Source organism: Kaistella gelatinilytica (genome assembly GCF_015679325.1).
Taxonomy (GTDB): domain Bacteria; phylum Bacteroidota; class Bacteroidia; order Flavobacteriales; family Weeksellaceae; genus Kaistella; species Kaistella gelatinilytica.
This window is the reverse complement of the sequence record NZ_JADPVI010000003.1, coordinates 160,641-182,118: the sequence shown is the minus strand read 5'-3', so window position 1 is coordinate 182,118 and position 21,478 is coordinate 160,641. Positions and strand designations below refer to the sequence as shown.

At 36.2% G+C, this 21,478-nt stretch carries 24 protein-coding genes; 11 read left to right on the top strand and 13 right to left on the bottom strand.

The features are described from left to right. The first annotated feature begins 63 nt into the window (after positions 1-63). Positions 64-306, top strand: coding sequence for a hypothetical protein (locus IV494_RS11685; protein WP_196080320.1), 243 nt, complete (start codon positions 64-66; stop codon positions 304-306). 37 nt (positions 307-343) lie between these two features. Here the strand turns inward: IV494_RS11685 and IV494_RS11680 are convergent, their stop codons facing one another. Continuing rightward, positions 344-1,438, bottom strand: a complete 1,095-nt coding sequence (locus tag IV494_RS11680; protein ID WP_196080319.1) for an acyltransferase family protein — start codon at positions 1,436-1,438, stop codon at positions 344-346. A 125-nt stretch (positions 1,439-1,563) separates the two neighbouring features. Here IV494_RS11680 and rplU point away from each other — a divergent pair, with 125 nt between their 5' ends. The 3 genes from rplU to IV494_RS11665 all read left to right on the top strand — a co-directional run bounded on the left by rplU (position 1,564) and on the right by IV494_RS11665 (position 4,079). Then, positions 1,564-1,989 (top strand): 50S ribosomal protein L21, encoded by a 426-nt coding sequence (gene rplU / locus IV494_RS11675; RefSeq protein ID WP_039349885.1) that lies wholly within the window; start codon positions 1,564-1,566, stop codon positions 1,987-1,989. A gap of 26 nt (positions 1,990-2,015) precedes the next feature. Beyond that, positions 2,016-2,273 (top strand): 50S ribosomal protein L27, encoded by a 258-nt coding sequence (gene rpmA, locus IV494_RS11670; RefSeq protein ID WP_039349882.1) that lies wholly within the window; start codon positions 2,016-2,018, stop codon positions 2,271-2,273. Between the two features lie 234 nt (positions 2,274-2,507). Further along, complete coding sequence (locus IV494_RS11665; RefSeq protein ID WP_196080318.1) at positions 2,508-4,079, top strand: M20/M25/M40 family metallo-hydrolase; 1,572 nt, start codon at positions 2,508-2,510, stop codon at positions 4,077-4,079. 289 nt (positions 4,080-4,368) lie between these two features. Here the strand turns inward: IV494_RS11665 and thiL are convergent, their stop codons facing one another. Then, complete coding sequence (thiL, locus tag IV494_RS11660; RefSeq protein ID WP_196080317.1) at positions 4,369-5,421, bottom strand: thiamine-phosphate kinase; 1,053 nt, start codon at positions 5,419-5,421, stop codon at positions 4,369-4,371. 56 nt (positions 5,422-5,477) lie between these two features. Then, positions 5,478-6,017 carry an acyl-CoA thioesterase gene (locus IV494_RS11655; RefSeq protein ID WP_196080316.1) on the bottom strand — a complete coding sequence of 180 codons (540 nt, stop codon included), beginning with the start codon at positions 6,015-6,017 and terminating at the stop codon, positions 5,478-5,480. A 261-nt stretch (positions 6,018-6,278) separates the two neighbouring features. On the opposite strand from IV494_RS11655, the gene IV494_RS11650 reads away from it, so the two are divergent. Together IV494_RS11650 and IV494_RS11645 are read left to right on the top strand one after the other, a co-directional pair. After that, a complete protein-coding gene (locus tag IV494_RS11650) occupies positions 6,279-7,487 on the top strand; it encodes a BaiN/RdsA family NAD(P)/FAD-dependent oxidoreductase (RefSeq protein WP_196080315.1) in 1,209 nt (402 codons plus the stop codon). 71 nt (positions 7,488-7,558) lie between these two features. Then, positions 7,559-7,882 (top strand): bacteriophage spanin2 family protein, encoded by a 324-nt coding sequence (locus tag IV494_RS11645; RefSeq protein ID WP_196080314.1) that lies wholly within the window; start codon positions 7,559-7,561, stop codon positions 7,880-7,882. A gap of 132 nt (positions 7,883-8,014) precedes the next feature. On the opposite strand, the gene IV494_RS11640 is transcribed toward IV494_RS11645, so the two are convergent. The 5 genes from IV494_RS11640 to rsfS form a co-directional block, all read right to left on the bottom strand. Beyond that, positions 8,015-8,671, bottom strand: a complete 657-nt coding sequence (locus IV494_RS11640; RefSeq protein WP_196080313.1) for a phosphatidylserine decarboxylase family protein — start codon at positions 8,669-8,671, stop codon at positions 8,015-8,017. A gap of 8 nt (positions 8,672-8,679) precedes the next feature. Next, on the bottom strand, positions 8,680-9,555 hold the full coding sequence (locus IV494_RS11635; RefSeq protein ID WP_196080312.1) for a phosphatidate cytidylyltransferase: 876 nt from the start codon (positions 9,553-9,555) through the stop codon (positions 8,680-8,682). Between the two features lie 51 nt (positions 9,556-9,606). Continuing rightward, positions 9,607-10,188 (bottom strand): LUD domain-containing protein, encoded by a 582-nt coding sequence (locus IV494_RS11630; protein WP_196080311.1) that lies wholly within the window; start codon positions 10,186-10,188, stop codon positions 9,607-9,609. Positions 10,189-10,303: 115 nt separating this feature from the next. Then, on the bottom strand, positions 10,304-12,301 hold the full coding sequence (gene ftsH, locus IV494_RS11625) for an ATP-dependent zinc metalloprotease FtsH (RefSeq protein ID WP_196080310.1): 1,998 nt from the start codon (positions 12,299-12,301) through the stop codon (positions 10,304-10,306). Positions 12,302-12,355: 54 nt separating this feature from the next. Continuing rightward, positions 12,356-12,718 (bottom strand): ribosome silencing factor, encoded by a 363-nt coding sequence (gene rsfS / locus IV494_RS11620; protein ID WP_039349857.1) that lies wholly within the window; start codon positions 12,716-12,718, stop codon positions 12,356-12,358. 86 nt (positions 12,719-12,804) lie between these two features. On the opposite strand from rsfS, the gene IV494_RS11615 reads away from it, so the two are divergent. Further along, positions 12,805-13,521, top strand: coding sequence for a biotin--[acetyl-CoA-carboxylase] ligase (locus IV494_RS11615; RefSeq protein ID WP_196080309.1), 717 nt, complete (start codon positions 12,805-12,807; stop codon positions 13,519-13,521). On the opposite strand, the gene IV494_RS11610 is transcribed toward IV494_RS11615, so the two are convergent. From IV494_RS11610 to IV494_RS11595, 4 genes are read right to left on the bottom strand one after another with little or no spacing between them, the layout of a single operon-like run. Next, the gene (locus IV494_RS11610; protein WP_196080308.1) at positions 13,515-14,609 is read right to left on the bottom strand and encodes an LptF/LptG family permease; all 1,095 of its coding nucleotides are present in this window, start codon (positions 14,607-14,609) and stop codon (positions 13,515-13,517) included. The two genes, IV494_RS11615 and IV494_RS11610, sit on opposite strands and share 7 nt — an antisense overlap. A 16-nt stretch (positions 14,610-14,625) precedes the next feature. Next, positions 14,626-15,759: a tRNA guanosine(34) transglycosylase Tgt gene (tgt, locus tag IV494_RS11605; RefSeq protein WP_394368406.1), complete on the bottom strand. Its 1,134-nt coding sequence runs from the start codon at positions 15,757-15,759 to the stop codon at positions 14,626-14,628. Positions 15,760-15,763: 4 nt separating this feature from the next. Then, entirely contained in the window at positions 15,764-16,132 is a 369-nt protein-coding gene (locus tag IV494_RS11600; protein WP_230380123.1) for a DUF4296 domain-containing protein, read from the bottom strand. Continuing rightward, positions 16,129-16,845, bottom strand: coding sequence for a polyprenol monophosphomannose synthase (locus IV494_RS11595; RefSeq protein ID WP_196080306.1), 717 nt, complete (start codon positions 16,843-16,845; stop codon positions 16,129-16,131). Before IV494_RS11595 ends, IV494_RS11600 begins: the two co-directional genes overlap by 4 nt. A 115-nt stretch (positions 16,846-16,960) precedes the next feature. Here IV494_RS11595 and IV494_RS11590 point away from each other — a divergent pair, with 115 nt between their 5' ends. The 4 genes from IV494_RS11590 to IV494_RS11575 all read left to right on the top strand — a co-directional run bounded on the left by IV494_RS11590 (position 16,961) and on the right by IV494_RS11575 (position 20,902). Beyond that, positions 16,961-17,629 (top strand): DUF4271 domain-containing protein, encoded by a 669-nt coding sequence (locus tag IV494_RS11590; protein WP_196080305.1) that lies wholly within the window; start codon positions 16,961-16,963, stop codon positions 17,627-17,629. A gap of 9 nt (positions 17,630-17,638) precedes the next feature. Continuing rightward, on the top strand, positions 17,639-18,379 hold the full coding sequence (locus IV494_RS11585) for a uroporphyrinogen-III synthase (RefSeq protein ID WP_196080304.1): 741 nt from the start codon (positions 17,639-17,641) through the stop codon (positions 18,377-18,379). Between the two features lie 128 nt (positions 18,380-18,507). Further along, the gene (locus tag IV494_RS11580; protein WP_196080303.1) at positions 18,508-20,562 is read left to right on the top strand and encodes a S9 family peptidase; all 2,055 of its coding nucleotides are present in this window, start codon (positions 18,508-18,510) and stop codon (positions 20,560-20,562) included. Further along, entirely contained in the window at positions 20,552-20,902 is a 351-nt protein-coding gene (locus IV494_RS11575) for a hypothetical protein (RefSeq protein ID WP_196080302.1), read from the top strand. The genes IV494_RS11580 and IV494_RS11575 overlap by 11 nt, the downstream gene beginning before the upstream one ends. Positions 20,903-20,926: 24 nt before the next feature. On the opposite strand, the gene IV494_RS11570 is transcribed toward IV494_RS11575, so the two are convergent. After that, positions 20,927-21,421, bottom strand: a complete 495-nt coding sequence (locus IV494_RS11570) for an SRPBCC family protein (RefSeq protein ID WP_196080301.1) — start codon at positions 21,419-21,421, stop codon at positions 20,927-20,929. Positions 21,422-21,478: the final 57 nt, after the last annotated feature.

Here is a 21,478-nt window from a genome sequence, read left to right as displayed (position 1 = left end):
AATAGAATTTGGATAATTGTGGCACAAAACTTGAATAAAAGCCAATACATTAAAAATTAAATTATGAATACGACATTACTATCCAGAAAAATTGAGAGTTTCGGTATTTTATTACTAACTTTCTTTTTCAGCGCTTTAGCTTTTGCACAGGAAAAAACTGCTCCAGCAGTTAACGTTACAACTACATCTACAAAAACAACAACGACTGAAGAATGGTACACCAATCCAATTTACTGGGTGATTGGAGCATTGCTTTTGATCATTATTATTGCAGTTGTTGCAAGAGGTAACGGAAAAAGAGACTAATTTTTTATTATACCACGGTATAATTGATAAAACTGCTTCAAGAAATTGAGGCAGTTTTTTTGCGTAAAATTTCTAAAATTCTCCAGCCGAAAGCGTCTACTTTCATTAAAAATTTTGCAATTACAACCGCAAGAAGAATGTTGATGAGGTAAATAAAAATCATTAAGATCCACCACTCAAAACGATCCTTTAATCCGACAACCAAAAAATAAACGAGAGAAGAACTCATTCCCTGCGCAAAATAAAAGAAGATCGCATTTTGTCCGATATAAGTAATAAAATTCGGCTTGCTTATTTTCAACCGATTATATAAAACAAAAAGAGTCAGTAAGGAAAATGAGGACCAGAAAATGTATAGCAATTTAGGTGGGAACTTCGCTTTATTCATCTTTAAAAATAAATCTTTACCTAAATCCCAATAGAGAAAAATAAGCAGTATTCCCAAAATCCCAAACAATATCGGAACCCACTTTGTCGGAATTTTCTTTCCTTTTAATTGATGAGCTACCAAAAATAATCCTAGATAAAAAGCAACGTAACCAACTTGTCCGTTTGGATAAAATTGCGGTAAAATGTTGAAAATCAAAGTTAACCCAAAGCACAAACCTATAAACCAATTGATGTGTTTTGGAAAAAATTTTAAAATTAAAACTCCAAAAACAGTTAATATGAAATAGACTTTTAAATACCAAAAACTTCCCATCACGACAGGGAAAGTGTCCGCATTTGTATATTGATGAAGATACCAGTTTCCCAGATTTTGCCATTGCGGAACATCCGAAATATTTACAGGAACATATTTGCTGCCGAAAGTGGAGTAGAAGCTTTTCATCCATTCCAGACCGAAAAAATTCAGACCAAAAACCTTGAAAAAATAATCCAAGAAGAAAAGAAAAGTTACGAAGATCATAAACGTGATCTGCAGTTTCAGTAATCGATATAAAGTCTTCTCAATATTATTCCCGGAAGTCAAGCCGCTCAAAGCAAAAAAAAGTGGAACATCGACGAGTAAAGATAAAACTCGCAATTCTGTCGGAACATAATATTGTCCGGACCAAAAAACGGTGTGGATGAAAATAATGGCAAGGGTCGCAAAACCTTTCGCAAAATCAATGTATAAATCTCTTTTCATAAAGTAGGATAACTGCTTCAAAATTAGATAAATTACTCATTATAAAAAATCCATCATTTATAATTCAGAATTTAAAATTAAATCATATCTTTGCACCTCGAATTAACTAACAAAATTTATAAACAATGTTTGCAATTGTAGAAATAGCAGGGCTTCAATATAAAGTTGAGCAAGACCAAAAGTTGTTTGTAAACCGTTTGAAAGGAGATGTAGGAGCGAAAGTATCCTTCGATAAAATTCTTCTTACTGTAAACGGTTCTACAACAATCGGCGCCCCAGCTGTAAGCGGTATCACTGTTGATGCTGAAATCATCAATCACCTGAAAGCTGATAAAGTAATCATCTTCAAAAAGAAAAGAAGAAAAGGATACGAAAAGAAAAACGGTCACAGACAGTCTTTAACTCAAATTCAAATCACCGGTATTACTGGTTTTGATAAGAAAGAAGCTAAAAAAGCTGAGCCGAAAGCAAAAAAAGAAGCAGCAGTTTCAGAAGAAGCTCCAGTTGCTAAAAAAACAACAAAAAAATCAGACAGCGAAACCGCTGAATAATTTTAACCAAAAAACCTTAAAATACAATGGCACATAAGAAAGGAGTTGGTAGTTCCAAAAATGGTAGAGAATCGCATTCCAAGAGATTGGGAGTTAAGATTTTCGGTGGACAAGAAGCTATCGCAGGTAACATCATCGTGAGACAAAGAGGTACAACTCACCATCCAGGATTAAACGTGGGAATGGGGAAAGACCATACTTTACACGCTTTAGTTGACGGAAAAGTAGTTTTCAGAAAAAAAGCAAACGACAGATCTTTCGTATCTATCGAACCGAACGCATAATTTAAAAAGCGTTTTATACATATAAAATCCCAGTCTTCTGATTGGGATTTTTTTTTGGGCGGACAATTCGTGCTATCCGCTCTTACTCCTCGCGCCAAAGCTTTTCCCAACGCTTGCTGTGGGGTAACCGCTACTATCACGGCCGCAGATTCCGCTTCTAAAAAAAGGTTCGTTTCATATCGGTTTTTGCAGACAAACATAATTTATTATCTTTAGCATAAATCTAATTTAAACATGAAGAGAAATACCATCTTATCAATTTCTGCTTTGCTTCTAACCGCACAGCTTTCTTTCACCAACGCTCAAACCAAACAAACAGAGCAACTCAATCCAATCGTTCAGAATTTCGTCAACGAAGCCCAAAATAATTCTCAACTGGAATCGATGGCGCACGATCTGTTAGACGGTATCGGTCCAAGATTGATCGGAACACCGGAAATGTTAGCTGCCAATAACTGGACTGCCGATAAAATGAAATCCTGGGGAATCGAAGCAGAGTTGCAACAATTCGGAACCTGGAAAGGTTGGCAACGCGGAATTACGCATGTCGATATGGTTTATCCAAGAGTTAAAAGTTTAGTCGCCACGCAATTAGCCTGGAGTCCGGCAACAAAAAAAGCAGTCGAAGCAGAAGTGGTCATCATGCCAAAAGTTTCTTCGAAAGCAGAATTTGATAAGTGGCTTCCGTCTGCGAAAGGTAAAGTAGTTTTGATGGCACAATATCAAAAAATTGGTCGTTCTGATGATCAGATCAAAGAATTTGCAACTCCGGAATTATATGAAAAATTAAAAACTGAAAGAGATCAGGCAACTAAAGATTTTAGGGAATATGTAAAGAAAATCGGTTACGACAACAATACCCTTCCCGAAGCTTTAGAAAATGCCGGAGTCGCAGGAATTGCAATCTCCAACTGGACCGGAATTATGGGCGCGAATAGAATATTCGGTGCAAAAACAAAGAAAATTCCAATGTTCGATATTGAACTCGAAGATTATGGAATGCTTTACAGAATGGCAGAAAGCGGTATGAAACCGCGTATCAAACTAGAAACTCAATCTAAAATTTTACCTGATGCGCCGTCTTTTAATACGGTAGGAATTATTCATGGAAAAGAAAAACCAAACGAATACGTCATTCTTTCTGCGCATTTAGATTCCTGGGATGGTGCTCAAGGTGCAACAGATAACGGAACCGGAGTTTTAACCATGTTAGAAACCATTCGCATTCTGAAAAAATACTATCCAAATAACAAACGTACGATCATCGTCGGACTTTGGGGAAGTGAAGAACAGGGACTAAACGGTTCCCGTGCATTTGTTACAGATCATCCGGAAATTATGAAAGGAACTCAAGCCGTTTTTAATCAGGATAATGGAACCGGAAGAGTCATTGATATCAGCGGACAGGGATTTGTAAATTCTTACGATTATATTGGAAAATGGCTCAATGCAGCGCCAAAAAATATTAAAGACCAAATTAAATCTACATTCCCGGGAATGCCTGGAGGAGGCGGATCTGATCATGCATCATTTGTTGCAGCAGGAGTTCCGGGGTTTTCGTTAAGTTCTTTGAACTGGGGATATTTCGGTTACACATGGCACACGACAAAAGATACGTACGATAAAATTGTTTTTGATGAGGTTAAAAATAATGTCATTCTTACGGCAACTTTAGCCTACATGGCGTCAGAAGATCCAGAATTTACAAACCGGGAAAAGCGGGAAATGCCCGCAAACGATAAAGGTGAAGTAGCAAAATGGCCAGAATTAAAAGAGCCGATGAGAAGCAGCAAAGATTATAAATAAATTAATTTTTTCAGAGAACAAGTTTGAAATCAAAATAAAAAGCGACTCCAATTGGAGTCGCTTTTATAATATCTTTTAACCTGATAATTTAAAACATTAAGATTATTTAGTTTTTAAGTTTCGTTAAGATTTCCCATTGAAATTTCTTAAGGCGACAGAAAACTTTTCTTTACCAGCTTAAATTTTATCGCACTCGTGGCAGTAAATTTACCAAGTTTTGCTCACTTTAAAACAGTTCAGTTTCCACTTTTAAAAGTAAAAAACTTTTGTGCCTTTTGTGGTTTAAAAATTATTTATTCAAAAAAGCATCCCAACCTTGCGCATTCAAAGGAATCAGTTCATTGCTTCCTCTTGCTACCAAGAAATTACCTTGTTCCAAATCAACCGCGTGACCGACAATCGTAAAATCCGGGTGGTTTTTAATTTTATCAAAATCTTCCGGCGCGATCGTAAATAATAGTTCATAATCTTCACCACCACTCAAAGCACACATGACAGGATTTAGATTCAATTCTTCCGCAGTTGATATGGTCAAAGAATCCATCGGTATTTTTTCTTCATACAAATGGAAACCTACTTTACTCTGATCACTTAAATGTAAAATTTCAGAAGATAAACCGTCAGAAACATCAATCATAGAAGTCGGTTTAATATCCAACTCTTTCAAAGTTTTCTTAATGTCGGTTCTCGCTTCGGGTTTTAATTGTCGTTCCAGAATATAATCATAACCTTCCATTTCGGGCTGCATATTGGGATCTGCAAGAAATACAGAATGTTCTCTTTCCAGAATTTGTAAACCCATATAAGCGCCGCCTAAATCTCCTGTAACGACTAGTAAATCATTCGCTTTTGCGCCACTTCTCTTCACGATGTTTTCAGCGTTTTCTAAACCAACTGCAGTTATACTCATGACCAAACCAGAGGTTGAACTCGTAGTATCACCTCCAACCAGATCAACTTTGTAATGTTTACACGCTAAAGCAATTCCGGCATAAATTTCCTCTAAAGCTTCCACAGGAAAACGATTTGAAATTGCCAGAGAAACTAAAATTTGAGTCGGTATTGCATCCATTGCAGCGATATCACTCAGATTCACGACAACTGCTTTATATCCCAAATGTTTCAAAGGAACATATCCTAAATTAAAATGAACACCTTCCGCCAAAACATCGGTCGTTAAAACCACTTGTTGACCGTTCGGATCAATCACCGCAGCATCGTCGCCAATTGAAATTTTCGTCGATGGATTCTCAAAACTAAAGTTTTCGGTTAAGTGTTTGATCAAACCAAATTCCCCGTATGCAGATATCGGCGTGAGTTGTGGATTTTTATCTTCGAGCATATTTTTTGTATAAAATAAATTAATAATTAGGAGAAAAAACGAGTTGGAAATTTAAATTAATCTTCCGTTTTCTCGTCTTTGTCTTTTTTCCAGGTAAAGGTGTTTTTCTTATGAAAAGCTTCTACATTTTCAGGTTTAAAAGGCAAGTCTTTCAAATCCTGTCTGGTCAAAACTTTCACATTTTCCCCTTTAAATTCATTCATCACCTCCAAAACATCATCGGGTGGAGTCGTCGATTTACGCAACATCGTATCAATCCAAACTCCCGTTGCCTCCGCCGTTGCACAATGCGTTCCGTCGGGTAAATAAAATTTGTGAACAAACTGATAAATACTTGCGTCTTCCGACATTCCAGCGATTTCCAATGAAACAAAAACCGTTTGATCGGCATATATTTCCTTAAAAAACGAATATCTTTCGTGCAGAATTACAGGACCAATTCCCCAATAACTCAATTCCTTAAGTCCCATGTGGTGCGTATTCATAAACGCCATTCGGGTTTGCGCACAGTACATAACGTAAGACGAATTTGCCAAGTGTTTGTTCGCATCAATATCGCTCCATCGAACTTCGAATTTATAATGATAATCTGACATATTTTTTTATTTATATTTTTTGGGGCGCCAATTTCCGCCTTCCACTCCCGCTTTTTTTACTGTGATCTTCGGCTGCGCTCAGATTACAATAAAAAAGAGCTCCGTTCAAGTCGGGGCGCAGTTTTCGCTTCGAAAAAAGCTTAGTTTATAATTTGCAAAAATAAGCATTAATCATGGGTTAGAAAAATCGTATTTTTGCATTGCTTAAGAGCTCTATTACTGCTTCATGCACTAACAACGCTTAACGAAGACTTATTAAAAATGAAAAAGAAAAGAATCATCATTATCGGCGGCGGTGCAGCAGGATTTTTCTGTGCAGCAAACCTCGATGAAAATAAATTCTACGTCACCATTCTCGAACAAAATACCGATGTTTTACAAAAAGTAAAGATTTCGGGTGGTGGAAGATGCAATGTTTCCCACGCCTGTTTTGATCCGAAAGAACTGGTGCAGTTTTATCCGCGCGGAAATAAAGAATTGCTAAGTGTTTTTCATCAGTTTCAGTCCGGCGATACGATGGGATGGTTTGAAGAGCGCGGCGTTTCCTTAAAAATCGAAAATGACAACCGAATTTTCCCCGAAAGCAATTCTTCGCAAACAATCATTGATACAATGGTTAATGAAGTTCGAAGCAAAAATTTCGACGTAAAAACGCAAGCTGTCGTTTTAGAAATTCTAAAAGAAGAGGATATTTATACCGTAAAAACTTCAACGGGAGAATATGCTGCGGATTTTGTGGTTTACGCGACCGGAAGTTCCCCGAAATCTTTAAAACTCATTAAAAATTTAGGACATCAAATCGTTGAAGCAGTTCCTTCTCTTTTTACATTTAATATTAAAAATGAAACGCTGAAAGATTTAATGGGAACAAGTTTTCCTTATGCCGAAGTTTCAATTCCAAAATTAAAAATGGAGGAATCGGGACCAATGTTAATTACGCATTGGGGACTTTCAGGACCGGCAATTTTAAAGATTTCTGCCTGGAAAGCGAGGGAATTAGCAGACTTAAAATATCAGTTTGATATTCACGTTAATTTTTTGGGAATCGATTTGGAAGATGCCGAAGAAATTTTCAAGAAATTTCGCCAGGAAAATCCGAAGAAATCAATTGGAACTTCTAAGGTTTTTGATATTACGACGAGATTCTGGCATCGTATTCTGTGGCTTTCAAAAGTTGATTTGGAAAAAAATATTTCAAGCATTTCTTCAAAAGAACTTCAAAGTATTTTACATCATCTATGTAAAAACGTAATGCAGGTTTCCGGTAAATCAACTTACAAAGACGAATTTGTAACAGCAGGTGGCGTAGAATTGAAGGAAATTAATTTTAAAAATATGTCGTCTAAGATTTTAGATAATTTTTATTTAGCTGGCGAAGTTCTTAATATCGATGCGGTTACCGGTGGTTTCAACTTTCAGGCGTGTTGGAGTGAAGCCTGGATCATTGCACAAGATCTCAATTTAAAATAACCATCGATCGCATTCGTGAGATTATTCTATCAATAATTATTTTATTACATTTGGAAAAATATATTTTAAAAATGAAAAAGTTCTTTTCGATATTCGTATTACTGTTAATTCTTAGCGCAACCTCTTGCCAAACGAGGTTAGTAAGCAACAATAAACCCTTGCAGCCGAATTCTTTGGAACTTTACGAAAAATACACCATTTTGACCAATGACGCAAAAGAGTATAAAGCGGAGATCTTGAAACAGGATGAGACTCAGATTTATATTAAAAATAAACAAGGAGAGGAAATTGTAATTGAAAAAAGCAACATTCGCGAGGTAAAAAAAGTAGATCTGCTTTCAACTATTGCGATCGGTCTTGCAGCAATTGCAGCGGTTATTTTCGTTCCTATTTAATTTTTTAATTATATAAAATTGATAAAGAATCGACGGAAGTTGATTCTTTTTTTTTGGAAACATTTTAGAATTTGGAAATAAAAAAAGCCAGGATGAATTCAATCCTGGCTTTTAAATTTTTATTTAAGGTTTTTACTGATCCGTCATTCTCGCGATAACATCAATTCCACCTTTTGTTTTGTCCCCGATCTTGCAGATGATCTCAGTGTCTAAAGGCAAGAAAACATCCATTCTGGAGCCGAATTTTATAAAACCGAATTCGTGTCCGGCTTTTGCCGCATCGCCTTCATTACAGTTAAATACGATCCTGCGCGCAACGTAACCCGCGATCTGGCGGAACAATACTTTGTGATTGGTTAGACTTTCTACGGCAACCGTTGTTCTTTCATTTTCGGTGGATGACTTTTCGTGCCACGCTACCAAATATTTTCCCGGATGATATTTTTTATAAATAACTTGTCCGGAAACCGGAAAACGACAGATATGAACGTTTAATGGTGACATGAAAATTGAGACCTGAATCACTTTGGTCTGTAGTAATTCATTTTCAAATACTTCTTTGATCATCACCACTTTACCATCAACAGGAGCAATCACATTTTCGGTATGATCCTGAATATTTCTTTTTGGAACACGAAAAAACCAAAATACCAATCCGTAAATTACGAGTAAAGGAATAATGATCAGGAGTGATAAGTTTTTCAGAAAATAGATGGAAAGAACAGCAACGACTGCAAAAGCAATACTTGCGACGATGATGGTTCCCTTTGATTCTTTATGTAATTTCATGAGTTTTTCTAAATGAATTTTTCTAAGATAAAGTACAAATATACGACAGGAGCGCAGATAATAAAACTATCGAGACGATCTAAAATCCCGCCGTGACCCGGAATGATATTTCCCGAATCTTTTACGCCAAAAGTTCTCTTCAGCTGGCTTTCTACCAAATCACCAAGCGGTCCAAACACAGCAACCAAAACTCCTACAACCATCCAGTTGCCACGTAGTTCAGGGAAGTATTTTTCAACAAAAAAACCGAGGATCAAAGTTAAGATAACGCCACCTGCGAATCCTTCCCAGGTTTTTTTAGGAGAGATTTTAGGTGCCATTTTATGTTTTCCAAAAAATTTCCCCGTGAAGTAGGCGAAGGTATCACTGCTCCAGATCAAAATAAACAGGAAGAAAACTTCTAAAGTAAAGGTATTGTCAACCGCAGAGAATTTTGGTAAACCCAAAGTAAATCCAAATGGAAGTGCGGTATATATTACGGTAAAGATCAATTTGCCATTATCGTAATAGAGTTCTTTAGAAAATTTGAAGAGGGTGATCACCGCAATGACGATGAGCGAAAGTGCCAATATTTCAGACAGGTTAAAGTCGAAAAAGAAACCGTGCTGAAAAAATCTTTTAGAAAAGCGATAGAAAACCAGAATAATTAATGGAAAAACTGCCCATTTCTCCCAGCTTTTAGGATCAAACTTCATCATCTTCATGCATTCCCAGGCTCCGACGAAAAGAAAGAAGGTGATCAATCCATAAAAAAGATCTTGTTGTGTGACAAGGTTGGGCGAAATTTTATCGAGGAGTTGTGATCCAAGCGGAGTGGTGCAAAAAATCACAAGAAAACCATATAAAAATCCTCCGAAAATTCGCTGTACTAAATTTTTATCCAAGATGGTGTGATTGTAAGTTAACTAGTTTTTTCTTTTCCATAAGACGAAGAATTAATCTTCGAGCAAAAGTAAGAAAAGTTTTGTATTATCCTTATTTGGCGTATCCAATTTGGAGTTGCTTCCACTAATCGAGGTGAGATTTCGAATGTTACCATTGCGTTTAATTTTACTCATCGCATCGTTCAGATTGGTTACGATCTGAGAAACATTGGCCATCAAAATAATTTTTTGTGGAAGTCTCGAAGAATGATAATGTTGAATATTATTGTAGGAAAGCATAATTCTGCCATCATAAGCGATTAAATATTCGCAGGTGATAAAGGCACAATCATTGAAAAGTTCGAGTTCTTTGGTGTAAGGAACTTTTACAACATCTAAAAAGTTCTTCAAATCGGCGTCCCAGCAAAAAACAGATTTTATATCTTCTATTTTCAGAATATGATGCAGGGTTTGAAGTGCTTCAGCCTCATCTGCACAATAGTTAAAAAATCCGCCGGAATGCGTAAAAAGTTGCGCAAACTTATAATCAAGGTCAGCATTTTTCAGCTGATCCCCAAGTTTTATCAAATCCTGATTTTCTTCTTCTTCAGGTTGATTTAATATTTTTCCGACAATTTTTTTGAAAAGACTCAATTTCTATTGATTATATCGTTGTTAGTGCAAAAATAGAAAATATTTGCGTAAACAATCAATTAAATACAAAAATCCTGATTATTTACTATAAATTAAATAATCAGGACTGTTTTTATTAAAGTTGGGTACCAGAATCAGGCGCTACAATTACCGCTTCTTCTTCCGGAGTTTCCCCTTTGTGTGTATTTGACACAGGATGTTCTGTTAATTCAGGATCCCAGGCTCTCTGTCCGAAAACTTCTTCCAGGTCTTCACGGAAAATAACTTCTTTTTCTAACAATTTTGCTGCGAGAGCATCTAACTTATCTTTATTATCAGCTAAGATCTGCAAAGCTCTTGCATATTGCGTCTCGATAATTTTAGAAATTTCTTCATCGATCATTTTAGCAGTCTGCTCAGAATAAGGTTTTCCGAAACTGTATTCAGATTGTCCTGTACTGTCGTAGTAGGAAATGTTACCAATTTTATCGTTCAAACCGTAAATCGTCACCATGGCTTGAGCTTGCTTCGTCACTCTTTCAAGATCTGATAAAGCACCGGTTGAAATATTTCCGAAAATGGTTTGTTCAGCTGCTCTTCCGCCTAAAGTTGCACAAAGCTCATCATACATCTGTTCTGTTGTGGTAAGCTGTCTTTCTTCCGGAAGATACCAAGCTGCTCCTAAAGAGCGTCCTCTTGGTACAATCGTTACCTTTAATAATGGCGCCGCATGTTCTACCAACCAGGAGATTGTAGCATGACCCGCTTCATGATAAGCAACTCTTCTTTTTTCCGAAGGTTTGATCGCTTTATTTTTCTTTTCAAGTCCGCCGATAATTCTATCAACAGCATCTAAGAAATCCTGGGTCGATACCGCTTCGTGAGAGTTTCTTGCTGCAATTAGCGCTGCTTCATTACAAAGATTCGCAATATCTGCTCCACTAAAGCCTGGAGTTTGTTTCGCTAAGAATTCACGGTCGATATTAGGTTCCATTTTAATTTTCGCCAAATGCACATCGAAGATCTCTCTTCTTTCGTGCAATTCTGGTAGGTCAACATAAATCGAACGGTCGAATCGACCTGCTCGCATTAATGCTTTATCTAAAATATCGGCTCTGTTGGTTGCTGCCATAATGATCACATTCGTGTCGGTTCCGAAACCGTCCATTTCTGTCAGCAATTGATTCAGTGTATTTTCTCTTTCGTCGTTTCCACCGGTCATATTTCCTTTTCCTCTGGCTCTACCAATGGCATCAATTTCATCAATAAAAATAATTGCGGGAGATTTAAGTTTTGCCTGTGCAAATAAATCACGTACTCGTGAAGCTCCAACTCCTACAAACATCTCCACGAAATCTGATCCAGAAAGAGAGAAGAAAGGTACTTTTGCTTCACCTGCAACAGCTTTTGCCAAAAGGGTTTTCCCGGTTCCCGGAGGACCGACCAATAAAACTCCCTTCGGTATTTTTCCACCAAGTTTAGTATATTTTTCTGAGTTCTTCAAGAAATCTACAACTTCCTGTACTTCTTCTTTGGCACCTTCTAAACCGGCAACATCTTTAAATGAAACCTGAACTTTATCTTTTTCATCAAAAAGTTTTGCTTTGGATTTACCAATGGAAAATATTTGTCCACCAGCTCCGCCGCCACCGCCGCCCATCATTTTGCGGAAGATCACAAAATAAAATAAAGCCATAATTGCAATCCAGAAGATCGCAGTAAAGAGCAACTCTGTCATCGGGTTTTTGCCCACACCGTAATCTTTTTTGGTTACAATGGTTGGGTTTTCCTGTTTAATCTTGTCAAATTTCTCCAGAAACAACTGCAAATCACCGAAACTCAAATTATAATCTGCTTTTGGTGCAAAATCGAAAGCATCAAACGGGCTTTTTTCTTTCGCCTTTTGTTTGCTTGCCAATTCTGTTTTTGCTGCTTTTGTGAGGAATACGTCCGCTTTTTCGGTGTCTTTATAAACTAAAACATCCTGTACTTTTCCCTGTTGCATTAAAGCGTAGAATGCATCTTCATCGATATTGTTTGAGTCAGCATTGCTGTTCATATTCGAAAAGAAAAAGAGTAGAATGGCTCCAATTGCTATTGGAAAAAACCAGTTAAATCCTTTATTATTATTCATATTTTTTCTATAAAAATTTTGACGAAAATATAATTCCGTCAAATATCATTAATTTTAATTTTCTATTTTGGTGATCTTCGCATCGCCCCAAAGTTCCTCAATATCGTAATATTCACGGGTTTCTCTTTGGAAAACATGCACAACGACCGAGACGTAATCAAGAAGAACCCACAAAGCATTTTCGTTTCCTTCTACGTGCCAAGGACGATCCTGTAAGTCATTTCTTACCTTTTTCTCGATATTTCCTGCGATTGCAGAAACTTGGGTATTAGAGTTTCCGCTACAGATGATAAATGTTTCTGCTACTGAGTTTTCAATCTTCGTTAAATCAAAAATTAGGATGTCTTCTCCCTTTGTATCTTGCATTGCTTCTACTATTTTGTCGATAAGTAGTTGCTTTTCTGTAATCTTATTCATTAAAAATTTTGTATAATCTGCAAATTTATTGTTTTTTTATTTAATTAGTCTCAAATTTACCCATTCTAACTCTTAAAGTTTTCTTAATGGCTTCAATTATTTATTTGAATGAATGTGGATCAACTAATGATGAAATTCTCCATTTCCTCCCCGCGGAACCTAATGAGTTACTCTCTGTTTATACTTTCAAGCAAACAAAAGGAAAAGGACAGTATGGAAATTCCTGGCAATCATCAGAAAATTTGAATCTAGCTTTTACAATTGCTGTTCCTTCTTCTCTTATTAAATTACAGGATCATTTATTCAATTTCTATACCGCTCTAACATTGGCGGACTTTCTAGCCATTATGACAAAATCAGTTGTTGAAATAAAGTGGCCAAATGATTTGATCATTAAAAATAAAAAAATTGCCGGACTGTTGATCGAGAAAAAAAACATTGGTGGAATACCTTATTTCATCATTGGCATTGGCTTAAATGTTCTGCAGGAAAAATTTGAGAATCTTACAAGAGCAGGATCGTTGCTTACTCAGACTGGTTTAAAATTTAATTTGAATGAGTTCACAGAAGCTCTGAATGAATATTTTTTAATTCATTTGATGAAAGAAGTTTCTGAACATGAGGTTTTAACGGGATTAAACGGCCAATTATTTCGAAAAGATCAGATTTCAGTTTTCGATATTGAAGGTTTAAGACAAAATGGCATTATAAAAGAGGTCGATAAAGATGGTTTCCTTTGGATAGAATTAGAAAATAAAGGTCTTCAAAAGTTTTACCACAAAGAAATCGAATTGCTTTATTGATTGGCTCTTTTGAAATATAAGTAGACGGCAACCGGTCCGAAAACGAGGTTTGGCAACCACATCGCTAAAAGTGGCGTTAATGTTTTGTTGGCAGATACCACTTTTAAGGCTTCAAACGAGAATACAAAAACAAAAGCGAGGGCAATTCCTATGGCAAGATTTACTCCTAAACCGCCGCGTTTTTTCTGTGATGACAAAGATAATCCGAGGAAAGTTAAAATGATCACCGAAACTGGCATCGAAGTTCTTTGATACAATTCATTGAGATAATTGTTGAGATTTCCGTTTCCTTTTTCTTTTTCTCTGTCAATGAATTTGATCAGATCCGGCGTTGTTTTATTTTGTCCGAGCAAAACATCGGGAAATAACTCTTCCGGTGGATGAATGAAGCTTTTCTCCATCACCGTTCCATTTCCTAATTTTTCGGTTTCATCTTTATTGATGGCCTTCGTGAAAAAATTATTGAGAATAAAAAGCTTTTTACTATTGTCCCAGTTGAAATCGGTCGCATTAAGCTGGTAAACTAACTTTCTGTTTTTGTCGAATTTTTGATAAATAAATCCGGATCCGCGTTTTTCTTTCTTATTATAACTTTTAACGAAAATATATTCGGTCTTGGAAAGTTGCGTTGAAACCTCGGAGCTTCCTGTGAATTCTTCCCGCGCCATTGTGGTGTAGGTGTAAGGTTCCAGTTCATTCTTCTTAATATTTGCAAGAGGCAAAACATAGTGATTGAGCAATAGGGCAAAAATAGCGATCAAGCCGGAAGTCATTAAATAAGGTCTTGCAAAACGATGAAAACTTGCGCCAGAACTTATGATGGCAACAATTTCGGTGTCATTTGCAATTCTTGAAGTAAAGAAAATAACAGAAATAAAAACCAAGATCGACATGAAGGTGATGATCAGATTCACGATCCAGTACGGATAAAAGTTGATGAGGAATTCGGTCACCGTAAAACCGTTCGATTCAATTCTCGGTGCTTTTGCCTGAACATCGATCACCAATACGATAATAGTTAATAATCCCAGCATAAACCCGAAAGTTCCGAGGTATTTTTTGATGATATATAAATCTATTATTTTCATTTGATCTAAAAAATTTTTAGAGTCTTTGTTTTAAAACAGGAATTATAGAATCCTTCCATTCGTAGAAATCGCCTGCAACGATGTGTTCGCGTGCCACCTTTACCAGATCCAGATAAAATGCGAGATTATGAATGGAGGCGATCTGTTTCGCTAAATATTCCTTCGCCACAAATAAATGTCGAACATACGCTTTGGAATATTCTGCATCAACATAACTGGTCCCAAATTCATCTAACGGAGAGAAATCACTTTCCCACTTTTTATTTTTCATATTCATAACACCTTTCCACGTGAAAAGCATTGCATTTCTGGCATTTCTTGTCGGCATTACACAATCCATCATATCAATTCCGAGTCCAATGGTTTCGATGATATTCCACGGCGTACCAACCCCCATTAAATATCGCGGTTTGTCTTTGGGTAAAATATCGGTTACTTCGTCGGTAATTCGGTACATTTCTTCTTCGGGTTCTCCTACAGAAAGTCCGCCGATTGCATTTCCAACGGCATTTTGTTCCGAAATAAATTCGGCTGATTTTTTTCTTAGATCAGAATAGCAAGAACCTTGAACAATTGGGAAGAAAGCTTGTTTGTGTCCGTATAATTCAGGGTTTTCTGCGTTCCATTTTATACATCTTTTTAACCATCGGTGCGTAAGCTCCATGGATTTTTTAACTTTGTTGTATTCTTCGGGATAAGCAACACATTCATCAAACGCCATAAAAATATCAGCGCCGATCTGTCTTTGAATTTCCATAGAAATTTCGGGGGAAATAAAATGCGTGCTTCCATCGATGTGAGATTTAAATTTCACGCCTGCTTCATTCAATTTTCTCGATTTCGATAATGAAAAAACCTGGTAACCGCCGGAATCTGTCAGAATTGGTAAATCCCAGTTCATAAATTTGTGCAATCCACCTGCTGCTTGAATAATATCCATTTTCGGACGCAGATTGAGATGATAGGTGTTTGCTAAAATAATTTGCGCTTTTATATCATCTTTTAATTCTCGTTGATGAACTGTTTTAACAGAAGCAACCGTTCCTACCGGCATAAAAATCGGTGTTTGAATGGTTCCGTGATCTGTAGTAATGGTTCCGGCTCTGGCTTTACCGGTTGAAGTTTTATTTATTTCGAAAAATGGGGACATCATATTATTTGACAAGAGGAGGTGTATTTTTATTTTCTTTTAATTTTTTCTCGATATAATCTTTCGCAGCCGGATCTTTGGCTAAAATAATTTCCTGCGCATCGTTCAGAATATTCTCTAAATCTCCGGTCGCTGTATAATATTTATAACTGTCTATAAAGTCTGCTGGTTTTATCTTTCTTTGTTTTAAAGCCATTCTTGTGGCGTTTTCCAGATTGCTTCCCGGAACGTAGGTGTTGATCTGGTCGTTCATCGCAAATTCTGCCACGATCTCCGACATTTTATCTTTCGGAATTAAATTTTTTGGTGGATCGATCAATTGTGAGCAACTCAACATTAATAAAGAAAAAATTATAAAAAGGTATTTCTTCATAATTTGCCAATAATTGATTTCCACTTTAAGTTCAAAACACCGAAAACGGCTTCGTGAATAATTCCGCCATTCATTTTACTTGTGCCTAATTCGCGGTTGGTAAAAATAATAGGAACTTCTACGACTTTAAATCCTTTCTTCAGAGCACGGAATTTCATTTCGATCTGAAAACCGTATCCTTTTAATTTAATATCTGTTAAATCGATCGTTTCCAAAACTTTTCTGCTGAAACAAACGAATCCGGCCGTGGTGTCATGGATCGGAATTCCTAAAATTGTTCGTACATAGATAGAAGCGAAGTAAGAAAGCAAAACTCTTCCCATCGGCCAGTTCACCACATTTACTCCTTTAGAATATCTGGAACCAATGCTCATATCAGCATTTTGGCAGGCTTCAAATAATTTATTGAGATCTTTTGGATTGTGGGAAAAATCTGCATCCATCTCGAAAATGTAATCGTAATTGTTTTGCAAAGCCCACGCAAATCCGTGCAGATATGCTTTTCCTAAACCATCTTTAATTTTCCTTACACTTAAATGGAGATAATTTGGATGTTCAGTTTGAAGTTTTTTTATAATTTCTCCAGTTCCATCGGGTGATGAATCATCTACAACCAGAATATGATAATCCTCTTCCAGCGCGAAAACTGCGGAAATAATATTTTCTATATTCTCTTTTTCGTTGTAGGTCGGTATAATGACCAGTTTCTTCATCTTCGTAATTAATTGGCAAAGATAAACTTTTCCCGCTTTATTTAATTCAATTTATAGAAGGTGCGATCAATTTTGATTTTAATATACAGGTAAAGTGAAATGTATTTCTATTTATATGCTTACTTTTGCAAAAAGTTTAGAATTGGTAAGAATTGCACAGCAAAACGATTGGGTGGTCTTCATTATAATTGGCTGTTTATTCCTTTATGTTTTCATGTTATTATCCTTGCAGCGGGACTCTTCTGTTAGGGAATTTCTGATGCAAAAGTTCCCGGATTCCAGCAATAATTTTTTGAGCTGGATGATTGTTAGTGTCGTTTTCTGTTTGGCTTTTGCCACTTTTCTATCGCAATATATTCCCGTCGTTCCAAAAAGCATAAGTAACCTCTCTTTGTTTGGATATGAACTCAATAAATTTGGTTTTACCGTAGCCGTTTTAGCAGGATTTTACTTTATCAAGAATATGCTGAGCTACATATTTTTTGCAGGAACAGGCGCCATTAAAAAATGGGATCTGTTTTATTTCACGGTATCTAAGTTTTACTTCTGTATCTCCATCATTATCATTGTTTTATGTGTGATGAGCTATTTTTACCCGGATGCTGAATTAAAGAGACTTCCTTTTTATTTTATTGGATTTTTATTGATGTTTGTGTTCAAGCAATTCTATTATTTGTTCCATAAGAACGATATAATGCCCCAAAAATGGTATTATAAATTTTTGTATATTTGCACCCTCCAAATTGTACCTGTTTTGGTACTCTGGAAAGTATTATTCTTTTAAAATTTAATGATGAAAATTAAATCTATATTGGTTTCACAACCAGCCCCGAATGAGTCTTCTCCCTATTTGGAGATGGCGAAAAAGGAAAAAATTAAAATTGATTTCCGGCCTTTCATTCATGTTGAAGGTGTTGATGCAAAAGAACTTAGGACTCAAAAAATTGATCTTACACAGTTCACAGGGATCATTTTTACAAGCAAAAATGCGGTAGATCATTATTTCCGTCTTGCAGAAGAAATGCGTTTTTCGGTGCCTGATTCGATGAGGTATATTTGTCAATCTGAAGCGATCGCAAACTATCTTCAAAAACATATTATTTATAGAAAAAGAAAAATCTCTTTTGGTGAAAAAACCTTTAGCGATTTATTGCCACTCTTCAAGAAATTCCCTTCAGAAAAATACTTGCTTCCTGCAGCTGATTTCTTAAGTCCCGATGTTCAAAAAGTGTTGGAAACTGCACCGATCGACTGGACTAGAGCGACAATGTATAAAACAGTATGCAGCGATTTGACCGATGTTTCTATTGGAGATTACGATATGTTGGTGTTCTTCAGTCCGCAAGGAGTTCGATCTTTGGGAATCAATTTCCCCGATTTTGTACAGGGGGATACAAAAATAGCAGTTTTCGGTGCAACGACCGAGCAAGCTGCAAAAGACGAAGGAATAAGAGTCGACGTAATGGCTCCAAGCAAAGAATTCCCATCGATGACGATGGCTATTGAGAAATATCTTCGAAATATGGAAAAATAGGTCGATATAAAATCATATTTAAAGCCGTCTTTTTCCTGGATCAAGATGGCTTTATTTTTTTATAATTCTAAATTTTTTAGAATTTGCAAACACCAGGATTTATAAAATCCAGCTAATTATTCAAAAAAATGAACGCTCCCAAAGCAAAAAAAATACAAAGCATTCTAGAATTTCACGGTGATAAAAGAGTTGATGACTATTTCTGGATGAAAGAAAGAGAAAACCCAGAAGTAACCGCTTATTTGGAGGAAGAAAATGCGTACTGCGATTTCGTAATGAAAGATACTCTGGATTTTCAGCAGCAACTTTTCGATGAAATGAAAGCCAGATATAAGGAAGACGACGAAAGTTTGCCCTATTTTTTCAATGAATACTGGTACATCGTACGGTTTGAAATTGGCAAAGAATATCCGATTTTCAGTCGGAAATTTCAGACCTTAGAAAATGAAGAAGAGATCTTGCTCGATGTAAATATTCTGGCAGAAAATCAAAAATTTTTCGAAGTTGGAAGCGTTGCGGTTTCTCCGAATAATAAATTGATGAGTTTTTCTTCTGATACAATGGGTAGAAGAATTTATAAGATCAATTTTAAAAATTTAGAAACCGGCGAAATTCTTCAGGATCAAATTCCAAACACAACGGGAAAAGCAGTTTGGGCAAATGATAACGAGCATGTTTTTTATACGAGAAAAGATGACAGTCTTCGTGCTTATCAGGTTTTCATGCATCAATTGGGAACCGATTCTTCTCAGGATGTATTGATCTTTCATGAAGAAGATGAAACTTTTGATGTTCATGTTTTTAAAACAAAGTCTTTAGAATATATTTTTATCGCAAGTTCGAGTACAATTTCCGATGAGCACCGCTTTATTCCGGCAGACAATGTTTTGGCAGAATGGAAAATTATTCAGCCCCGAATCGATGATCTCGAATATGCAGTTGAACATTACAAAGATGAATTTTATATCATCACCAATGCAGACGAGGCGACCAATTTCAAAATTGTAAAAACAAAAGTTGCTGCTCCAGAAATGGAAAATTGGGTAGAAGTAATTCCGCATCGGGAAGAAACTTTGCTGGAAGGTTTTGAGATCTTCAATAAATATTTTGTTCTGGAAGAAAGAACGGAAGGTTTGCTTTATATTAAAGTTATTGAGAATCAGACCGATGAATCTCATTATCTGGAATTTTCAGATCCAACCTACACCGCATATATTGGTTTGAATTTAGAATTTAATACTGAAAAATTACGTTTCGGCTATACTTCATTGACCAAACCAAATTCTACTTTGGAATATGATATGAAGGAAAAAACCACCAAGGTTTTAAAAGAACATGAAGTTTTAGGTGGAAAATTTTTCGCCGAAAATTATAGATCAGAAAGAATTTGGGCGCCTTCACGCGATGGTAAAAATTCCATTCCAATTTCTTTGGTTTATCATAAAGACACGCCAAAATCTCCCGAAACACCGTTGCTAATTTATGGTTATGGAAGTTACGGACATACCGTTGATGCGAGTTTTTCTAATGTAAGACTTTCAATTTTAGATCGCGGATTTGTTTATGCGATCGCGCACATTCGAGGTGGAGAATATTTAGGAAGAGAATGGTATGAAGACGGAAAAATGCTTCAGAAAAAAAATACCTTCTACGATTTTATCGATGCCGGAAAATATTTAGTCTCCGAAAATTACACGTCAGAAAAACATCTCTACGCGATGGGCGGAAGTGCAGGAGGACTTTTAATGGGAGCAGTCATCAATATGGAACCCGAACTTTTCAACGGAATCGTTGCGCAAGTTCCATTTGTAGATGTTGTTACAACCATGTTGGACGAAACAATTCCTCTAACAACTGGCGAATTTGACGAATGGGGAAATCCGAAAAAGAAGAAATTCTACGAGTATATGAAATCGTACTCTCCTTATGATAATGTAGAAGCGAAAAAATATCCGAATATTTTGATCACGACCGGTTTACACGATTCTCAGGTTCAATATTGGGAGCCTGCAAAATGGACAGCGAAATTGAGAGAGCTGAAAACGGATAATAACCTTCTCTTATTTAAAACAGATATGAGTTCCGGTCATGGTGGCGCAAGTGGAAGATTTGAATCTCTAAAAGAAGACTCTCTGGAATATGCTTTTTTAATGAAATTAGAAAATAAGATCGATGGAAAATAAGACAGATAACGAACTTTGGGCAGAAGTTGAAGCCTTTTTTGTTAAAAATTTCGATACCGAAAAACATCCGCAGATTGATACGCTGTTATTTTTAATTGGCGTTCAGGAACTGGGAAGTGGGAAACAGAAATATACGAAAGACGATAAGTTGAACATTCTGCATATTGCGGTTTGTCGACTGTTAGAACCTTTCGGATATTACAAATTTTCACATTACGATGACGATGGTTATCCACATTTTGAGGAGGTCGAAAAATTACCTGATCTAAAACCGAATGAACAGCAAATTTTAATGAAAAAAGCGATCATTCAATACTTTATTGACGAAGAACTTTTGTAAAAAACAAAAAGACTGATTTTAACATCAGTCTTTTTTATGAAGTAATTGTTCTAATTGATTCAGAACTTCTGTAAAACCACTTTCAAATTCCATGTCTAAAATAGTTTGTAATTCTTCAGTTGAATTGTACTGAATATTGATGGTTAATTTTGTGCCTTCTTCAACGCCTGTTACACCAACCAACCAATTCCCGGAAGGTACTTCTTCTATTTTTTCTCCTTTATCATCGGTGAAATATTCTGTAAAATCGAAACTTCTGTGCAAATTGATCTCGTGGTATTTTAACGCGCCGTAATGTTTTTCACCTTCCGGACTGATCAAATTATATATCCAGATTCCATCTTGAGCAAAGTTCATCTCAGCTGTTTCACATTTCCATGGTTTCGGAGCCCACCACTTTTCTAATAAAGCAGATTGCGTGAAGTGATCCCAGATTTGAGCAGGTTTTGCAGAAAAAACTTTCATGATGTACAGACTTCCCGCATTTTCATCGGTATTAAAAACTATTTTAGTATCCATCTTTTTATTTTAAACAAATTTAGATAATATTTTTAAAGTTTTGCCGTTAAAATATTT

Excerpts from the sequence above, each read along its gene's own strand:
- IV494_RS11685 (WP_196080320.1), top strand. The coding sequence starts at position 64 with ATGAATACGACATTACTATCCAGAAAAATTGAGAGTTTCGGTATTTTA.
- IV494_RS11680 (WP_196080319.1), bottom strand. The coding sequence starts at position 1,438 with ATGAAAAGAGATTTATACATTGATTTTGCGAAAGGTTTTGCGACCCTT.
- rplU (WP_039349885.1), top strand. The coding sequence starts at position 1,564 with ATGTTTGCAATTGTAGAAATAGCAGGGCTTCAATATAAAGTTGAGCAA.
- rpmA (WP_039349882.1), top strand. The coding sequence starts at position 2,016 with ATGGCACATAAGAAAGGAGTTGGTAGTTCCAAAAATGGTAGAGAATCG.
- IV494_RS11665 (WP_196080318.1), top strand. The coding sequence starts at position 2,508 with ATGAAGAGAAATACCATCTTATCAATTTCTGCTTTGCTTCTAACCGCA.
- thiL (WP_196080317.1), bottom strand. The coding sequence starts at position 5,421 with ATGCTCGAAGATAAAAATCCACAACTCACGCCGATATCTGCATACGGG.
- IV494_RS11655 (WP_196080316.1), bottom strand. The coding sequence starts at position 6,017 with ATGTCAGATTATCATTATAAATTCGAAGTTCGATGGAGCGATATTGAT.
- IV494_RS11650 (WP_196080315.1), top strand. The coding sequence starts at position 6,279 with ATGAAAAAGAAAAGAATCATCATTATCGGCGGCGGTGCAGCAGGATTT.
- IV494_RS11645 (WP_196080314.1), top strand. The coding sequence starts at position 7,559 with ATGAAAAAGTTCTTTTCGATATTCGTATTACTGTTAATTCTTAGCGCA.
- IV494_RS11640 (WP_196080313.1), bottom strand. The coding sequence starts at position 8,671 with ATGAAATTACATAAAGAATCAAAGGGAACCATCATCGTCGCAAGTATT.
- ftsH (WP_196080310.1), bottom strand. The coding sequence starts at position 12,301 with ATGAATAATAATAAAGGATTTAACTGGTTTTTTCCAATAGCAATTGGA.
- rsfS (WP_039349857.1), bottom strand. The coding sequence starts at position 12,718 with ATGAATAAGATTACAGAAAAGCAACTACTTATCGACAAAATAGTAGAA.
- IV494_RS11615 (WP_196080309.1), top strand. The coding sequence starts at position 12,805 with ATGGCTTCAATTATTTATTTGAATGAATGTGGATCAACTAATGATGAA.
- IV494_RS11610 (WP_196080308.1), bottom strand. The coding sequence starts at position 14,609 with ATGAAAATAATAGATTTATATATCATCAAAAAATACCTCGGAACTTTC.
- tgt (WP_394368406.1), bottom strand. The coding sequence starts at position 15,759 with ATGTCCCCATTTTTCGAAATAAATAAAACTTCAACCGGTAAAGCCAGA.
- IV494_RS11600 (WP_230380123.1), bottom strand. The coding sequence starts at position 16,132 with ATGAAGAAATACCTTTTTATAATTTTTTCTTTATTAATGTTGAGTTGC.
- IV494_RS11595 (WP_196080306.1), bottom strand. The coding sequence starts at position 16,845 with ATGAAGAAACTGGTCATTATACCGACCTACAACGAAAAAGAGAATATA.
- IV494_RS11590 (WP_196080305.1), top strand. The coding sequence starts at position 16,961 with ATGCTTACTTTTGCAAAAAGTTTAGAATTGGTAAGAATTGCACAGCAA.
- IV494_RS11585 (WP_196080304.1), top strand. The coding sequence starts at position 17,639 with ATGAAAATTAAATCTATATTGGTTTCACAACCAGCCCCGAATGAGTCT.
- IV494_RS11580 (WP_196080303.1), top strand. The coding sequence starts at position 18,508 with ATGAACGCTCCCAAAGCAAAAAAAATACAAAGCATTCTAGAATTTCAC.
- IV494_RS11575 (WP_196080302.1), top strand. The coding sequence starts at position 20,552 with ATGGAAAATAAGACAGATAACGAACTTTGGGCAGAAGTTGAAGCCTTT.
- IV494_RS11570 (WP_196080301.1), bottom strand. The coding sequence starts at position 21,421 with ATGGATACTAAAATAGTTTTTAATACCGATGAAAATGCGGGAAGTCTG.